13 protein-coding genes are annotated in these 15,095 nt (G+C 42.6%); 8 read left to right on the top strand and 5 right to left on the bottom strand.

The features are described from left to right. Positions 1–78: 78 nt before the first annotated feature. The 4 genes from BEL04_RS08965 to BEL04_RS08950 all read left to right on the top strand — a co-directional run bounded on the left by BEL04_RS08965 (position 79) and on the right by BEL04_RS08950 (position 7,602). Positions 79–1,173: a FecR family protein gene (locus BEL04_RS08965; RefSeq protein ID WP_066002506.1), complete on the top strand. Its 1,095-nt coding sequence runs from the start codon at positions 79–81 to the stop codon at positions 1,171–1,173. Positions 1,174–1,367: 194 nt separating this feature from the next. Continuing rightward, a complete protein-coding gene (locus BEL04_RS08960) occupies positions 1,368–4,643 on the top strand; it encodes a SusC/RagA family TonB-linked outer membrane protein (RefSeq protein ID WP_175404036.1) in 3,276 nt (1,091 codons plus the stop codon). 14 nt (positions 4,644–4,657) lie between these two features. Beyond that, positions 4,658–6,055 carry a RagB/SusD family nutrient uptake outer membrane protein gene (locus tag BEL04_RS08955; RefSeq protein WP_066002503.1) on the top strand — a complete coding sequence of 466 codons (1,398 nt, stop codon included), beginning with the start codon at positions 4,658–4,660 and terminating at the stop codon, positions 6,053–6,055. A gap of 44 nt (positions 6,056–6,099) precedes the next feature. Continuing rightward, positions 6,100–7,602, top strand: coding sequence for a TlpA disulfide reductase family protein (locus tag BEL04_RS08950; RefSeq protein WP_066002502.1), 1,503 nt, complete (start codon positions 6,100–6,102; stop codon positions 7,600–7,602). Between the two features lie 83 nt (positions 7,603–7,685). Here BEL04_RS08950 and BEL04_RS08945 read toward each other — a convergent pair whose 3' ends face one another. Further along, on the bottom strand, positions 7,686–8,147 hold the full coding sequence (locus BEL04_RS08945) for an Lrp/AsnC family transcriptional regulator (RefSeq protein ID WP_066003579.1): 462 nt from the start codon (positions 8,145–8,147) through the stop codon (positions 7,686–7,688). Positions 8,148–8,323: 176 nt separating this feature from the next. On the opposite strand from BEL04_RS08945, the gene BEL04_RS08940 reads away from it, so the two are divergent. The 4 genes from BEL04_RS08940 (at position 8,324) to BEL04_RS24245 (ending at position 12,290) form a co-directional block, all read left to right on the top strand. Next, on the top strand, positions 8,324–9,379 hold the full coding sequence (locus tag BEL04_RS08940) for a PLP-dependent cysteine synthase family protein (RefSeq protein WP_066002500.1): 1,056 nt from the start codon (positions 8,324–8,326) through the stop codon (positions 9,377–9,379). 15 nt (positions 9,380–9,394) lie between these two features. Then, positions 9,395–9,841 (top strand): protein-disulfide reductase DsbD domain-containing protein, encoded by a 447-nt coding sequence (locus BEL04_RS08935; protein WP_066002496.1) that lies wholly within the window; start codon positions 9,395–9,397, stop codon positions 9,839–9,841. A 1-nt stretch (position 9,842) separates the two neighbouring features. Next, a complete protein-coding gene (locus BEL04_RS08930; protein WP_066002493.1) occupies positions 9,843–11,471 on the top strand; it encodes a protein-disulfide reductase DsbD in 1,629 nt (542 codons plus the stop codon). 663 nt (positions 11,472–12,134) lie between these two features. Then, positions 12,135–12,290, top strand: a complete 156-nt coding sequence (locus tag BEL04_RS24245) for a hypothetical protein (RefSeq protein WP_175404035.1) — start codon at positions 12,135–12,137, stop codon at positions 12,288–12,290. Between the two features lie 204 nt (positions 12,291–12,494). Here BEL04_RS24245 and BEL04_RS24600 read toward each other — a convergent pair whose 3' ends face one another. The 4 genes from BEL04_RS24600 to BEL04_RS08920 all read right to left on the bottom strand — a co-directional run bounded on the left by BEL04_RS24600 (position 12,495) and on the right by BEL04_RS08920 (position 15,039). After that, entirely contained in the window at positions 12,495–12,587 is a 93-nt protein-coding gene (locus tag BEL04_RS24600; protein WP_254659557.1) for a DUF4287 domain-containing protein, read from the bottom strand. Continuing rightward, positions 12,566–12,721 carry a hypothetical protein gene (locus tag BEL04_RS24595; RefSeq protein WP_254659559.1) on the bottom strand — a complete coding sequence of 52 codons (156 nt, stop codon included), beginning with the start codon at positions 12,719–12,721 and terminating at the stop codon, positions 12,566–12,568. The genes BEL04_RS24600 and BEL04_RS24595 overlap by 22 nt, the downstream gene beginning before the upstream one ends. Positions 12,722–13,087: 366 nt before the next feature. Continuing rightward, positions 13,088–13,780 (bottom strand): LytTR family DNA-binding domain-containing protein, encoded by a 693-nt coding sequence (locus BEL04_RS08925; protein ID WP_066002491.1) that lies wholly within the window; start codon positions 13,778–13,780, stop codon positions 13,088–13,090. Next, complete coding sequence (locus BEL04_RS08920; RefSeq protein WP_066002489.1) at positions 13,777–15,039, bottom strand: sensor histidine kinase; 1,263 nt, start codon at positions 15,037–15,039, stop codon at positions 13,777–13,779. The genes BEL04_RS08925 and BEL04_RS08920 overlap by 4 nt, the downstream gene beginning before the upstream one ends. Positions 15,040–15,095 lie beyond the last annotated feature (56 nt).

Here is a 15,095-nt window from a genome sequence, read left to right as displayed (position 1 = left end):
TTTTAAAAAACATCAATTATTTTCACTTTTTCATAGTAAAAATTGCAAACTCAAGCATCAATAGGCTAAACGTTGCAAATGGACTATTCGAAATTTGGTGTTGAAGACTTTTTATGCGATACCTCCTTCCTTGAGTACTGCGTAGGTACCAACGAGGAAGCGGTTGCTTTTTGGACAGCGTGGCTGGCCAAACACCCTGAAAAACTAAAAGCAGCAAACAGTGCACGCTCTTTATACTATACATTAAACGGTAATATCAGCGCCGAAAGCTTTCACAAAGATTTTGAAGCATTTAAAAACGCCTTTGGCGGTGTGTTGAATTTAACTGAACCCGTTAAAATTATTCGTATCCGCAAAAGTAATAACAGCCTGGTGTTTACATTAACCGGTGTGGCTGCTTGTATGCTCGTGGCGTTTGGGCTGTTCCTTTTCAAAAAAAACAAAACGAACCAGGCTTTGGTTACAGACTTATCTTACAATACACCTTTAGGTAAAAAACTCACTTTAAAACTAACCGATGGATCGGTAGTAACACTAAACAGCGGTAGCAGTTTGGTGGTATCTAAAGATTTTAATCTTCATAAGCGCGATGTTACATTAATTGGCGAAGGATATTTCGTGGTTGCTCACAACGAGGCCAAGCCATTTGTAGTGCATACTAAAAAGATCAACGTTAAAGATATTGGTACCGAGTTTAATATCAAGGCTTACGCTACCGATAAAACAACGGAAGCGTCACTGATCAAGGGGCGAATTGAAATAACGATTAATAATAATGCTGTTGCCAAACGTTTGCATCAAAACACCATTGTACTATTGCCTAATAATAAATTTATCATTGATAATAATGTTACGGGTTCGCCGGGCGAACAGAAAACCGTGAAACAGCCTTTCGCTATCAGCCATATTACCACCAATGCAAGCACCAACTCGGTAGTTGAAACGGATTGGAAAGAAAACAAACTAACATTTTACGATTCATCACTGGATGACATAGCCCTGCAAATGGAAAGATGGTACGGTGTGAAAATACAGATCACAAGCCCGGCTATAAAAGCCTACCGCTTTACAGCCACGTTCGATCATGAAGATATCATCCAAGTATTAGAAGCGCTCAAATTATCCTCAAACTTTAATTACAGAAAGGAGGATAGTGTAATCATTATTTACTAAGCATTATTCACACAAAAAAAGGGAATACAATCTGTATCCCCTCTGCGAGTTAAAATATCAAAGAAGAAAGGTTAATCAATTGGCGTTGGCACCCTCTTCAAATGTTAAACTTTAAATCATGTAAAATTATGCAAAAAAGCACAAAAAAAGGTGCACTTTTTTTTACTTCCCCTTTTAGTAAAATTCTCCTTGTCATGAAATTAGTACTCACCCTGGTTATTATAAGTTGCCTTACGGTTTCGGCAACAACGGTGCACTCGCAGGATGTGAAAATGTCTATGAGTCTAAAGGATGCTGCCATAAGCAAGGTGATCAGGACTATTGAAAAAAACACCCCTTACAAATTTGTTTACAACAACAACATTTTCCCATCGGATAACAAAGTTAGCATAGACGTAACCAATCTTTCAGTAGCTGATATATTGACACAGGTTTTAAACAACACCGGCTTTACTTATAAATTACTGAGCAATAATTTGATAGTGGTTATAAAAGCTAACGAAGTTTTTAATGCCCGCAAAATTACAGGTATGGTAGTTGACGAGAACGGTTTGCCTTTACCTGGTGTAAGCATACGCTTCAAGGTTGACAGGCAAAATAGCACGGCAACCGATGTAAACGGGCATTTCAGTATTCAAATTAACCGGGACGACGATATACTGATCATCAGTTTTATCGGGTACCAAACGCAGCAGTTGCCTGTTAAACAATTAGGAATAGGTATCCGCATTATAATGAAACCTGCTATCGGCACATTAAACGAAGTTCAGGTAGTAGGTTATGGTACCACAACCCGCGCGCTCAATACGGGTTCGGTGAGTTCGATCACAGCAAAAGACATCGAAAACCAGCCTGTATCTAACCCGTTAGCAGCTATGCAGGGTAAGCTTCCAGGTGTACAGATCACGCAGAATAATGGTCTGCCTGGCGCGGGCTTCAGAGTCCAAATACGAGGCATTGGCTCGATAGGGAGCGGAACCTTGCCGCTTTATGTGGTTGACGGTGTACCGTTTACCTTGTTTAACGGATCGGTGCCTGCCACCGACGGATTAAATGCATACGGCATAAGTGGCGCAAATGGTGGCGAAAGCAGCCCGTTAGGCATGATCAATCCGGACGATATTGAGCGTATCGATGTTTTGAAAGATGCTGACGCAACCGCGATCTATGGGTCAAAAGGTGCAAACGGCGTGGTATTAATCACCACCAAAAAAGGTACTGCCGGACAAACAAGATATGCTGTCAATTTTTACCAGGGGGCAAGTAAAGTAGCACATTTTATTGATGAGCTGAATACGCAGGATTACCTGGCATTACGCCGGTCGGCATTCGCGGCGTCGGGCGTAGTTGCAACCACTACCAATGCTCCCGATCTGTTGGTGTGGGATCAAAATGCATATACCAACTGGCAACAAAAATTTATAGGCGGCACGGCTAATACAACCAATGCAGATGTTTCCGTAGCCGGCGGTTCTGTTCAAAACACCTTTTTGTTTACCTCCAATTACCGTCATGAGGGGACAGTTTTTCCGGGAAGCTTTGGTGCCAATACATTTTCAAACCGTTTAAATGCAGGCCATAAAAGCGAGAATAACCGTTTCGGTATTAACCTGAGCATTAATTATACCTACCAACAGAATGACCTGATAGGTACAGATCTGTCTACCTTGTATAATTTGCCACCCAATTTACCCTTATATAATGCTGACGGAACTTTATACTGGAACTCTTCGGTAACCAACCCATTATCGTATTTGCTTAAGCCATATAGTAATACAACCACCAATTTATTGACTAACATGGATCTGTATTATTATTTATTGCCAGGCTTAACTCTGAAAACTAACTTAGGTTATTCGTTAACCGGTCTGAAGCAAACCTTAGAAAGCCCTTTAACATCGTTAAACCCGGCTAATGTAAATTTAGCTGCACCAACAAACTCAATGCGGTATGCTAATAATACCACATCAAATTATATTGTAGAACCTCAGGTTGAATATCGGCGGAAAATATCAAAAGGGGCTTTGGATGTTTTGGTTGGCGCTACTTTTCAGGAAACTTCCGTGGATGGGATATCTCTCACCGGAACAGGGTTTAGCAGCGATGCCCTCATTGGTTCGATCAATAATGCCGCCTCAATTGTTAACTCCGGCAGTAATAATTCCGATTATAAATACAATGCGGTATTTGGCAGGGTAAACTATAATTGGGAAGATAAATACTTGTTGAATGGTACTTTCCGCCGTGATGGTTCATCACGTTTTGCTGCGAATAACCGTTTCGGGAACTTTTGGGCCGTTGGCGCCGCGTGGATATTTACCCACGAAGCTTTCATGCAAAATATGGCGTGGCTTAGCTTTGGTAAAGTACGCGGAAGCTACGGTTTAACCGGTAACGATCAAATCAGCAACTATCAATACGATCCTTATTTTACTACGGGAGGCACAACCGCCAGTTATCAGGGGCAGTCGATCCTCTATCCAAGCAATATTCCTAATCCGGACCTGCATTGGGAAACCAATAAAAAGCTGGATTTTGCCGTTGAACTTGGATTCCTGAAAGACAGGATCTATCTGAAAGCCGATTATTTCCGCAACCGCTCATCCGATCAACTGTTGTCGATAGCCGTACCAACGCAAGCCGGATTTAACAGTTATACAGCAAATTTCCCGGCTGTTATCCAAAACAATGGTTTTGAGTTCGAATTAAGCACCACCAATATTCAATCAAAAAACTTTAAATGGACGACGTTGGCAAACCTTACCATTCAGCGTAATGTTATTTTAAGTATTACCGATCCATCAAAGTTATTCAGCACCTATCTGGTTGGGCAGCCGGTAAACGGAATATTGTTGTATCACTTTACCGGCATTAACCCGGCAACAGGGGTACCTACTTACCAGGATCTGAACGGTGATGGCTCGATTACTTTTGCAGGAGACAGGGCTCCTGCGCCACTGGGACATCCGTATTACGGTGGTATTACCAATAGTTTTACCTATAAAGGTTTAACGTTGGATGTTTCCTTCCTGTTCAATCACAGGATGGGTTACATCAACAACACTTCATCATACCCTTATGCTACCGGTTTAGCCAATCAAAATGCAAGTGCGTTGCAGCGTTGGATGACAGCCGGCGAAAACGCTTTATATCCCGGTGCAACTACAGTGAGTTCAACCTCCTATTCAAATTACAACTCATCTGATGCAAACTGGGGCGATGCTTCCTTTATCAAATTAAAAACAGTTAATCTTAACTATGCACTGCCCAAAGTTTGGACAAAAAAGATAGGTTTTAATAGTTTATCAGTATTTGCCAGGGGAGAAAACCTGTATACATGGGCTAAACAAAAGTATACCTACGATCCGGAAACTGCGGTTTCGGGGGCTGCACCGGGCCTGGGTACAGGGCAGTATATTGCTATGCCCCAGTTACGTACAATGGTATTAGGTATTAATTGCGCATTTTAATCAATCAGAGCATCATGAAAATATTAACATATAGTTTATCTAAATTGATATTGATCTGCGTGGGCATCCCCGTTTTGATCATGGCTTCGTCCTGTAATAAATATGTACAGTTAGACGCACCTGTAAATAAAGTAAATGCATCATCGGCATATACAACAGATGGCTCGGCCACAGCAGCCGTTATAGCTTTGTATAACTATGGCATATTTAACTCCTTCAATAGTTTGCAACAAGGCCTGGCCTTATACGCCGGTATAAGCGCCGATGAATTGCATTACACCTTAACAACTACGCCCGAAATTACCGAGATCGAAAATAACGCTATTTCGATCGGGAGCAATACAAATGCTACCTTTTGGGCGTATGCTTATTCCGAATTACTGGAGGCAAACGATGCGATAACAGGGATAACCAATTCGACAACCCTAACCCCATCGGTAAAAAACCAATTATTGGGCGAGGCGAAGTTTTTCAGGGCATTTGTTAATTTTTACCTGGTTAACTATTATGGCGGCGTGCCACTAACGGGTAACGATCCGTTAACCAATGCTTATTTGGCAAGATCTACAGCCAGCCAGGTTTGGGCTTTAATTGTGAGCGATTTAAAAGATGCGCAAGGACTATTGCCGGTTACCTATGTAGGTACCTTAAAATCGAGAGTTAACCAATATGCTGCTACTGCTTTGCTGGCCAGAGTATATTTGTATCAAAAAGATTATGTGAATGCCGAAGCCATGGCAACAGCTGTCATCGGTTCGGGTACATATAGCCTTGCTGCCACCGGTTCGGCATTTATCAATACCAGTACCGAAACTATATTGCAGTTTGCCACCTATTATGGCTATTCGGCTTATGCTACGCTGTACCGTACAGCATCATCTGCCACCAATATAGCACCACCAACTTACGTGTTAACCAGCACTATTGCCAACAGCTTTGAGGCAGGCGATAACCGCAAAGCAAACTGGGTCGATTCGACTGTGAGCGGTTCTAAATTTTACCGTATCAACAAGTACAAAATTTATACCGCAGCTACTGCCGGCGCGGGCAACGAGTTTAATGTTGTATTACGATTGGCCGAGTTATACCTGATAAGGGCTGAAGCAAGGGCGCAACAAAACAACCTGACCGGGGCAGCAGCAGATATCAACACGATACGTGCCAGGGCAGGGCTGGCAGTGACTACTGCAGCAACTCAAAGTACTTTACTTGCCGCTGTAGCGCAGGAAAGAAAAGTTGAACTGTTTGGCGAATACGGCCACCGCTGGTTTGATCTGTTAAGAACCGGGCAGGCAAACTCCGTGCTAAGTGTATTAAAACCATCCTGGAATGCAACCCGGTCTGCTTTATTCCCAATCCCGGATGCGCAGCGGCAGTTAAATACATCGTTAACGCAAAATCCCGGTTATTAAATAATTGAATTAAAAATTGAAGTTGATCTTTAATAAATAAAAGAATGAGAAAGAACAAAAGTTTGGTGACCTGTTTAAGTGTTTTACCACTTGCGTTGATATGCTATTGCGCACGGGCACAATCAAAACAATCTGTTGACAGCACCAGGAAGCAACTGGATAAGTTGATAGCCTCGAAAGATGCTGCGGAGCAAAAAACATTGAATGACCGCTTAAAATCATTGGCGGCCAGTAACGATGAAAACGAAATGACCGTTGCCGCCCAATATTACTATCGCCTGAAAAACCAACGGGCCACCGATTCGATATTTGCAGCCGAAGTGACCAAATTTCCGAAAGGCATGCAGGCACGCAACAAAGCGCAGGCAGCTATTTATGAAATTAAGGATTTAGCCAGTATGGAGACTGCCTATCAGGATTGGGTGAAGAAATTCCCGCCCGAAAGCTATCCTGCTTTACCACTGGGCGAAGACCGTGTAATTTACGATTATGTGCGTAGCGCCCTCGCCGTTCGATATGCGAAAGAAAAGAACACCGCGAAAGCAATTTACTATGCCGGTTTGCTGGAAGCAGATTTTTGGAAAGGCAACGGATATAGTGGTTTGGCCGAGGCATTTTATAGTACGGGTGATTTAACCAATGCGGCTATCTACCAAAAAAAGGCAATAGAAAGTGCCGGACCATACGCCGATGGAAAGAAGGGGAACAGTAACGCGGCTAAATTTGCCGCGTCGGGTTATCCCGGTTTATGCGGTACGTACGCTAAAATGTTGTATGAACAAAAAAAGTATAATGAAGCATTAACATATATAGAACTGGCCATTAAAATCACCCCTGCGCCACGGGCGGATTTTAATTACCGCTATGCCCAGATATTGGTAGCCTTAAACCGCAATCAGCAGGCGTTCGAAAATATGGATGCGGCAGTAAAATCTGGCAAGGCAACCCAGGAGATGTCGGACCTGTTTAAAGTATTGTATGTGAAGGTTAAAGGCAGCGAGGCTGGCTTGGAAGCTTACCAGGCGGATATACGGAAGGGAATAATTGAAAGCATACAAAAAAGACTGGTTAAAGATATGGTTAAGGAGCCTGCGGCACAATTTACCTTAACTGATCTGCAGGGAAACAAAGTGTCGCTGGCCGATTTGAAAGGAAAAGTAGTGGTACTTGATTTTTGGGCTACCTGGTGCGGCCCATGTAAGGCCTCGTTCCCGGCAATGCAAATGGCAGTAGATAAATATAAGAATGACCCTAATGTTAAATTTTTATTTATCCATACCTGGGAAAAAACAGCCACCCCTGCAAAAGACGCTAAGGCGTATATCGAAAGCATGAAATACAACTTTCAGGTGCTGATGGATACAAAGAATCCAGAAACCAAGATCAATAACGTAGTAACGAGTTATAAGGTCTATGGCATCCCCGCCAAGTTTGTTATCGACGAAAAAGGTAACATCCGTTTTAAACTGACCGGTTTTGATGGCAGCAAAGAAGCCGCGGTTGATGAAATATCAATGATGATTGATATGGCTAAAGCCAAAAGTTAATGTTTTTTACCGGCGATAGTGCATACCTATCGCCGGTATATTGAAACCGGATAGTTCGTGCAGTCAATAACACACGATCGGCCTTATAAAGGATAAGCAGTATCACTTTTTGCTTCTTTTAAAACAAAAAAGCTTTGCACAGTTGTAATATTGGGCAATTTAGCCAGCTTATTGTTGTAAAAATCGCTGTATGCTTCCATGTCGCTGGTGGCAATACGAAGCAAAAAATCGCTTGATCCGGTCATTTGAAAACATTCCATCACCTCCGGAAATTTGGCAACCTCCTGTGTGAACTGCTGAAGGGTACTATCCGCATGGTCGTTTAAAATAACCTGGCTAAAAGCAATCAAACTTTTGTTAACTTTTTTTCGATCAAGTATGGCCACCGTCCGTTTGATATACCCATGCTCTTTGAGCCGCCTTATTCTTTCGTGAACTGTGGCGATAGACTTATTGATCTTATAGGAAACCTCCTTGTTGGTAAGCGATGCATCCCGCTGCAAAAGCTTTAATATCTCTATATCGGTGTGATCCAGGTCGTTCATCATGAATACAGGTTAAGTGACAAGCGAAAAAACAAACAATAAAAGCGAATATAAAACATATAAACCGAATATTTTACTATAAAAACGGCTATATCCAAAAAATTTATGGATATAATATGAATTATTGTATTTGTTTTCGGCTGTATAGATATTTACCTAAAATAAATTAAGATAACATGATAATTGAAGATGTGCTTATCAATACATTATCGCCCGACCTTGAAGACAAATTCAAACAATTATGGCACCTGGTAGGCAACACGCCAATGCTGGAGCTACAATATGTTTACCAGGATAAGCCGGGTATGGTGTATGTTAAATGTGAGAACTATAACCTGACCGGCAGTATAAAAGACCGGATGGCCCTGCACATTATGTACAATGCTTATAAAAATGGTAGAATTAAGCCTGGGGATACCATTGTTGAAGCCACAAGCGGCAACACCGGGATAGCTTTTGCCGCTATCGGAAAGGCATTAGGTCATCCGGTGAAGATCATTATGCCAAACTGGTTAAGTAAGGAAAGGATAGATATTATCAAAAGTATGGGAGCCGAAGTTATCCTGATCAGTAAAGAACAGGGGGGATTTTTGGGCAGCATACGTTTAGCTGAGTATCTGGCTCACCAAAGCGATACGGTTTTTTTGCCTCAGCAATTCGAAAATCAATGTAATGCAGAAGCGCACGAAACAACAACCGGGCCCGAGATATGGAAACAATTGGAGAGTATCGGTAAAACACCTGATGCAATAGTTGCGGGTGTGGGGACAGGCGGTACCATTATGGGCATAGGGAATTACCTTCGGATGCAAAACCCGGCAATAAAGGTGCACCCTTTGGAGCCTGCCGAATCGCCAACATTAACTACCGGCTATAAGGTGGGCAGCCACCGCATCCAGGGCATATCCGATGAGTTTATACCTGCTATTGTTAAACTGGGCGAATTAGACAGCGTTATCCAGGCGAGTGATGGGGACGCAATCATTATGGCGCAAAAACTATCTAAACAGTTAGGTTTAGCTGTGGGCATATCTTCCGGCGCTAATGTTATCGGCGCGATCAGGCTACGTGAAAAAATGGGCGAAACTACTACCGTTGTTACCTTGCTGTGCGACGATAATAAGAAATACTTAAGTACCGATCTGGTGAAAGAAGAACCGGTTAGGCCAGATCATGTGTCGGCCCAAACAGAATTTACCGGATATCATCCCATAGGCAGATTAAACAACTAATAAAAACACTCTCATATGAAAAAAATACTCATAATCGCTATCCTGATTGTTAGCGGCACGTTAGTAAAAGCGCAGATATTAACCCCTGTTCACTGGAGTTATGGAGCTAAAAAGATCAGTAAAGATGAAGCTGTGGTATTGATGAAGGCCACCATTGACGAAGGCTGGCATCTCTATTCACAAACAGTGAAAGAGGGCGGGCCTGTTAAAACCACGTTTACTTTTCCCGCTTCAAAGTTATACACCCTCGTTGGTAAGACCATCGAACCAACACCCATTACACGGAACGAAAAGGTTTTTAATATGGATGTGAGCTTTTTTGAACACGAAGTGATTTTTCAGCAAAGGGTTAAACTAAAGGCCGGGCAGGTAACCGTAAAAGGCACTTTACAATACATGACCTGTAACGATCATCAGTGCCTGCCCCCCGAAGATCTGGACTTTAGCATAATGGTTAAATAAGATGCTAAGTAAACTTAAACTATTATTGTTCGTAGTGGCTGCATTAGCCTTATTTGTGGGCTTCCCGGCAGTGGTGTTAAGCCAGGATACCGTTTCGACCGCCGGAGTGCAGTTTACGACCGTTTCGGCAGATACTGTAGTGACGAAGGTTCCTGAGAAAGTAACACGAATACAAAAGACGGATAACCGCCAGGAAAAACGCAGCTTATGGGCCATATTTATCGCCGGTTTACTGGGTGGTTTTGCAGCATTGTTAATGCCCTGTATCTATCCTATGTTGCCCATGACAGTGAGTTTTTTTACTAAAAGCGGCGATGATAGGCGTACGGGGGTAAGTAAAGCCCTGATCTATGGCTTTTCTATTATTTCCATCTACGTAATAATCGGCTTGCTGGTTACGGTGTTATTTGGTGCCGATGCACTTAACGGCTTATCGACTAACGGTATTTTTAATTTCTTCTTCTTTTTACTATTGGTTGTATTTGCTGCTTCGTTCCTGGGGGCATTCGAACTGACATTGCCTAACTCCTGGATCAATAAAATGGATGCAAACTCCAATAGGGGAGGCTGGGCGGGCATTTTCTTTATGGCGGCCACGCTTGCTTTGGTGTCTTTTAGCTGTACCGGTCCAATCATAGGTGGGTTGTTGGTACAAGCCGCCACTACAGGTGCATTATTGGGACCGGCAGTAGGCATGTTCGGTTTTTCGTTTGCATTAGCCATACCTTTTGCTTTGTTTGCCATGTTCCCAAGCCTGATGGCTTCGTTGCCGAGATCAGGCGGCTGGCTCAATAGCGTGAAAGTAATGTTAGGTTTTTTGGAGTTAGCGCTGGCATTTAAATTTTTGTCGAACGTTGATCTGGCCTATCACTGGCATTTCCTTGACCGGGAGGTGTTTTTAGTGCTGTGGATAGCGATAGCTGCCTTAGCGGGACTTTATTTGTTGGGTAAGCTAAAGTTCGCTCACGATAGCGAATTAAGTCATATCTCGGTCCCCCGGTTGTTTGTGGCCATCGTGGTATTTGCATTTACCATTTATTTGGTGCCCGGTCTATGGGGAGCCCCCTTAAAATCAATATCGGCATTACTGCCGCCGCAATCGACCCAGGATTTTGACCTGTATACCGTGGGTTCGGCAGGTGCAAAGCCGGCGGATGATGGACCGGTGCACAAATATGCTAACCTGTTTGATAAGCCCAAAGGTTTTAACCCCTATTTTGATTATGACGAGGGCATGGCCTATGCCAAAAAGGTGCATAAGCCGGTGATGATAGATTTTACAGGCCATGCTTGTGTTAACTGCCGCAAAATGGAAGCCAACGTGTGGACGGATAAGACTGTTTACCAGCGTATCACACAGGATTATGTTTTGATCCAACTATATGTTGATGATAAAACTGATTTGGCAGCTAACGAACAAACCACCACGCTGCAAGGCAGGCATATTAAAACCATCGGTAATAAGTGGAGCGACCTGGAAGCAACGAAGTTTCAGGCTAACTCGCAGCCATTTTATGTTTTGCTGGATAATGAAGGCAACCTGTTGGTGCAGCCCGGTGGGGCTGATTACGACCCGGTGAATTATTTGAAATTTTTAGATAGTGGAGTTAAAGCTTATGCCGGCAAATAAATAGGTTGGCTTCGGTACAACATTAACCAGGCCTGATTTTAATACCCTGAAAAGGAAATTGCGGTTTGGCTGATAGGTTAAAAAAAGTCTTTATTTAGTTCTTTATAAGTCAGTTAAAAGTGAGAGACAGCGCCTGTATAAAGACGGGTGCTGTTTATTTACCCCCGGGGTTCGCTTAACTTATTGTATATAGCGCTGTGTCAAACAAAAACAGCACAAACCGTATTAATAATAAAAAAGTCATGTATTAACCATTAAAGTTTATTGTTTTTGCAAAACCATGGAAAGGATTTATAAGGTGATGATCCCGTTTTAATTACCCACTCAAATCTATCTCCGAAAGCGCTGCAAGAGTTATATAACGGAAAACAGATTACCTTCGAAAAACCACTGAAACTTCAGCGCTTTTCCATCTGAGAAGAGTTAAAAAAAGAAGACCCGTCGCCGTAACAATATTAACGGAATCTCCACCCTTATCCCGCTTCAACCAAAATAAAATCGACAACTCTTCATTAATTTTCATCCTTCAAATTTTTTAAGTTAAACCATGCTCTTTGAACTGAAAATCAAACTGATACAAAGTAGATTAATGCATACCTGATCAATTCGGTACTCATAAAAATCACAAAAAACATATGGGTACCGAATAGGGTACCTTTTTCCTTGACTGAAGTTGCCTTAATTTTAATTGGAATTTTGAAAAAGAAGCTCACGGCGGATATACCGGCATCCTTGTTTTTAGCTAAAAAACGCCTAAGAACAAAAAAAGAGCTTCTTTTTCAAGAAGCTCTTACCAAAAATCAGTGGTCTTTTTTTTGACCTCTGTGATCCCGCTGGGATCGTATTTCGTATTAGAAACTTCTTAATTATCAATAATTTACAGCAAATCAAACTTTTATGGGTACCGAAAGTAGTACCTACCTTCACCTTGTATCCGTTTGAAACCGCTTAAAGAACAATTATTTATACCACAAAGATACAAAATAATATAAACTGAATAGCAAATTCAGAACCAAAAAAACATCAAACCAGACCCTCTTTCAAACCATGGTAAATGGCCATTCCATGTCCCCGTCTCAAGCCATAATCATCTTTCAACCAATTGAAAACATCCATAGCCTTAACAGTCGGCTTGAAGCTTCCATTAGCCACCAGCCTTTTTCTTCTGCCAGCAACTTAAAGTCTTCCGGTCTCTTCCCTGTTTTCTTTTTAATGGTTTCAAAGTATGCCGGTAAGTTTATCGTACTCATTTTTTTATTATGATACCATAAAACTAAATAAAAACTGATAGCATTTTAGCTTCCTATCAAACTAAAAATATAGCAAACTATCATCCTATCGAGCTATCCGGCAACACCACGAAAACTTGTTCATTTTCGTTTCGCCAGATTTCCACCAAGCCGCGCCGCTCCACTTCAAATCGTCTAATTTATTGATTTATTGTGGTGAAAATCAGTAAATTAGACAATTTTTTTCAGTTGATTGTGTGCTATTTTGTTGATAATCAAATAAATAGGGGGCAAAGTGTCGGGTATCGCCAAGTCCCCCGTTTGTCGGACCTTCATCCAGTTTCAAAGGTTTAAATGTTCTCGTCTAATAAAAGAACGGCTTGAAGGTTACGCCAGCCCCAGGCGGTTACGCAAGTCGTCGCGATAGCTGCTTCCAACTGGAATTTTTTGGCCGCTTACCGTTAATTGGTGCACCTCTATCATAGTGATATGCTTGATGGCCACCACGTATGATTTGTGTACCCGCACAAAGCTTGCAGCCGGTACCAGGTCAAAAATGTCACTCATATTTTCCCGTACCAGTACCTTTTTATCCTTCAGGTGAACGGTAATATAATTGCCATCTTTTTCCAAATACAAAATATCGGCCACCTTTACCTGGTAGGTTTGTGGGCCGCTTTTGATAAAGACGGTGCCGTTTTCTGCTTCTTTGACCGTTTCGTTTTTTAATGAACTAAAGTTTAACGCCTTATTGACCGCTGCCAGGAAACGCTCAAAAGTAATGGGCTTTAACAGGTAATCGACGGCATTCAGGTTATAGCTCTCCACCGCGTAATTGCTGTAAGCGGTGGTGAAAATGACCATCGGTTTTGAGGCCAGCGTTTGTAGCAACTGCATGCCGTTCAGGTCGGGCATGTTGATGTCGAGAAAGATGAGATCTATCTTTTCTTTATGAAGAAATTCAATGGCTTTCACCGGTTCACGAAAAGTGGCTTTCAGGTTGGTCAGGTCGCTTTTAAGGCAATACCTTTCGATCACCTCCAGTGCTTTGGGCTCGTCGTCAATGGCTATGCAATTCATGCTAAAGTAATTCCAAGGTTGACAATATACCTGTTATCATCGGTTTTTGTAAATAATTCGTATTTCCCCGGGTATAATAGATCCAGCCTTCTTTTCACATTCTCCAGGCCGATGCCACCCTTTTCCTGCTCCATTTTTTTGACGCTATAAATGGTGTTGGTGCAGGTAAAGGTCAGATAGTAGTTGGTTATCGCAATAGCAATAGTAATCTCGGATGACTCGCCTATCCGTATACCGTGTTTAAAGGCATTCTCCACAAACGGAATGAAAAGCATCGGCGCGATGAGCACGCCCTTGGTATCAGCAGGATAGCCGAATTGCACTACCGCCTCGTTATCCGCATAACGCAGCTTGTTCAGCAGGATACAATCCTCCAGGTATGCTATTTCTTTTGCTAAGGGCACTTTGTCTTCGTTGCTTTCATAGATCATGTAGCGCATCATGCCTGCCAGCTTGGAAATGCCGTCGGCAAGGCTGTCATTACCTTTTTTTTGCGCCATGGAGAACAGGTTGTTGAGCGTATTGAACAGGAAATGCGGGTTCACCTGCGACTTTAAGAATTTAACCTCGGTATCCAATTGTACAGCTGCCAGTTCCGAGCGCATTTTTTCTACCCTCGACCATTCTTTTAAAAAGAAATAGGCTATGGAGAGACCGAATATAACGATGAAAATGAACAATAAGGTATCTGAGAACCCGTCTGCTGCAAATAAAAAGGGCCTGGATTGCTGACGCACGACCTCTCTTTGAACATCGTCACGGCTGACATGACCACCAAGTCGGGGATGATCAGCTTGTCTCATAATCACATTACCATTACCGGGGTGGGCAGCCGGGCTCTTCACCGTGTCGGTTGCTTTACCAGGAACTGTGCGATCGTCGTTGAACTGCGGTGCCATCACCATCGTATCGTATTTTTTCGGCGCCGGCAACAAGGCATTCACGTAACAATCTGCCCCGAAGATGAGGCCAAACCAGGCAACGGGTAAAATTACCCTGATCAATAGATGCTTATAGTGAAGCGCTTGCTTTAGCAGCCAGAAGATATCGCTATAAAATAACACGATCAGGAAACCGAGTGTGAGAAAGATATGCGGCGATAAAGGATGACTGATATCTTCGTCCAGGATTTGACCATTATTGTCTATACGCATTTTGATATACGGCTGCGTAAGCGACAGCACGGTGTAAAAAACGCCGGCCCAAAACGCGATATGGAGCGCGATCGCTATCCAGTCTTTCTTCCTGATCTTAAACATGCCAACAAAAGTAAGACACCGGGATCGGCTTAAAAATTTAGGTGACCAAACCAGGT

Origin of the sequence: Mucilaginibacter sp. PPCGB 2223 (assembly GCF_001705515.1) — a bacterium.
Classification (GTDB): domain Bacteria; phylum Bacteroidota; class Bacteroidia; order Sphingobacteriales; family Sphingobacteriaceae; genus Mucilaginibacter.
This window is presented reverse-complemented; position numbering and strand designations above follow the sequence as displayed.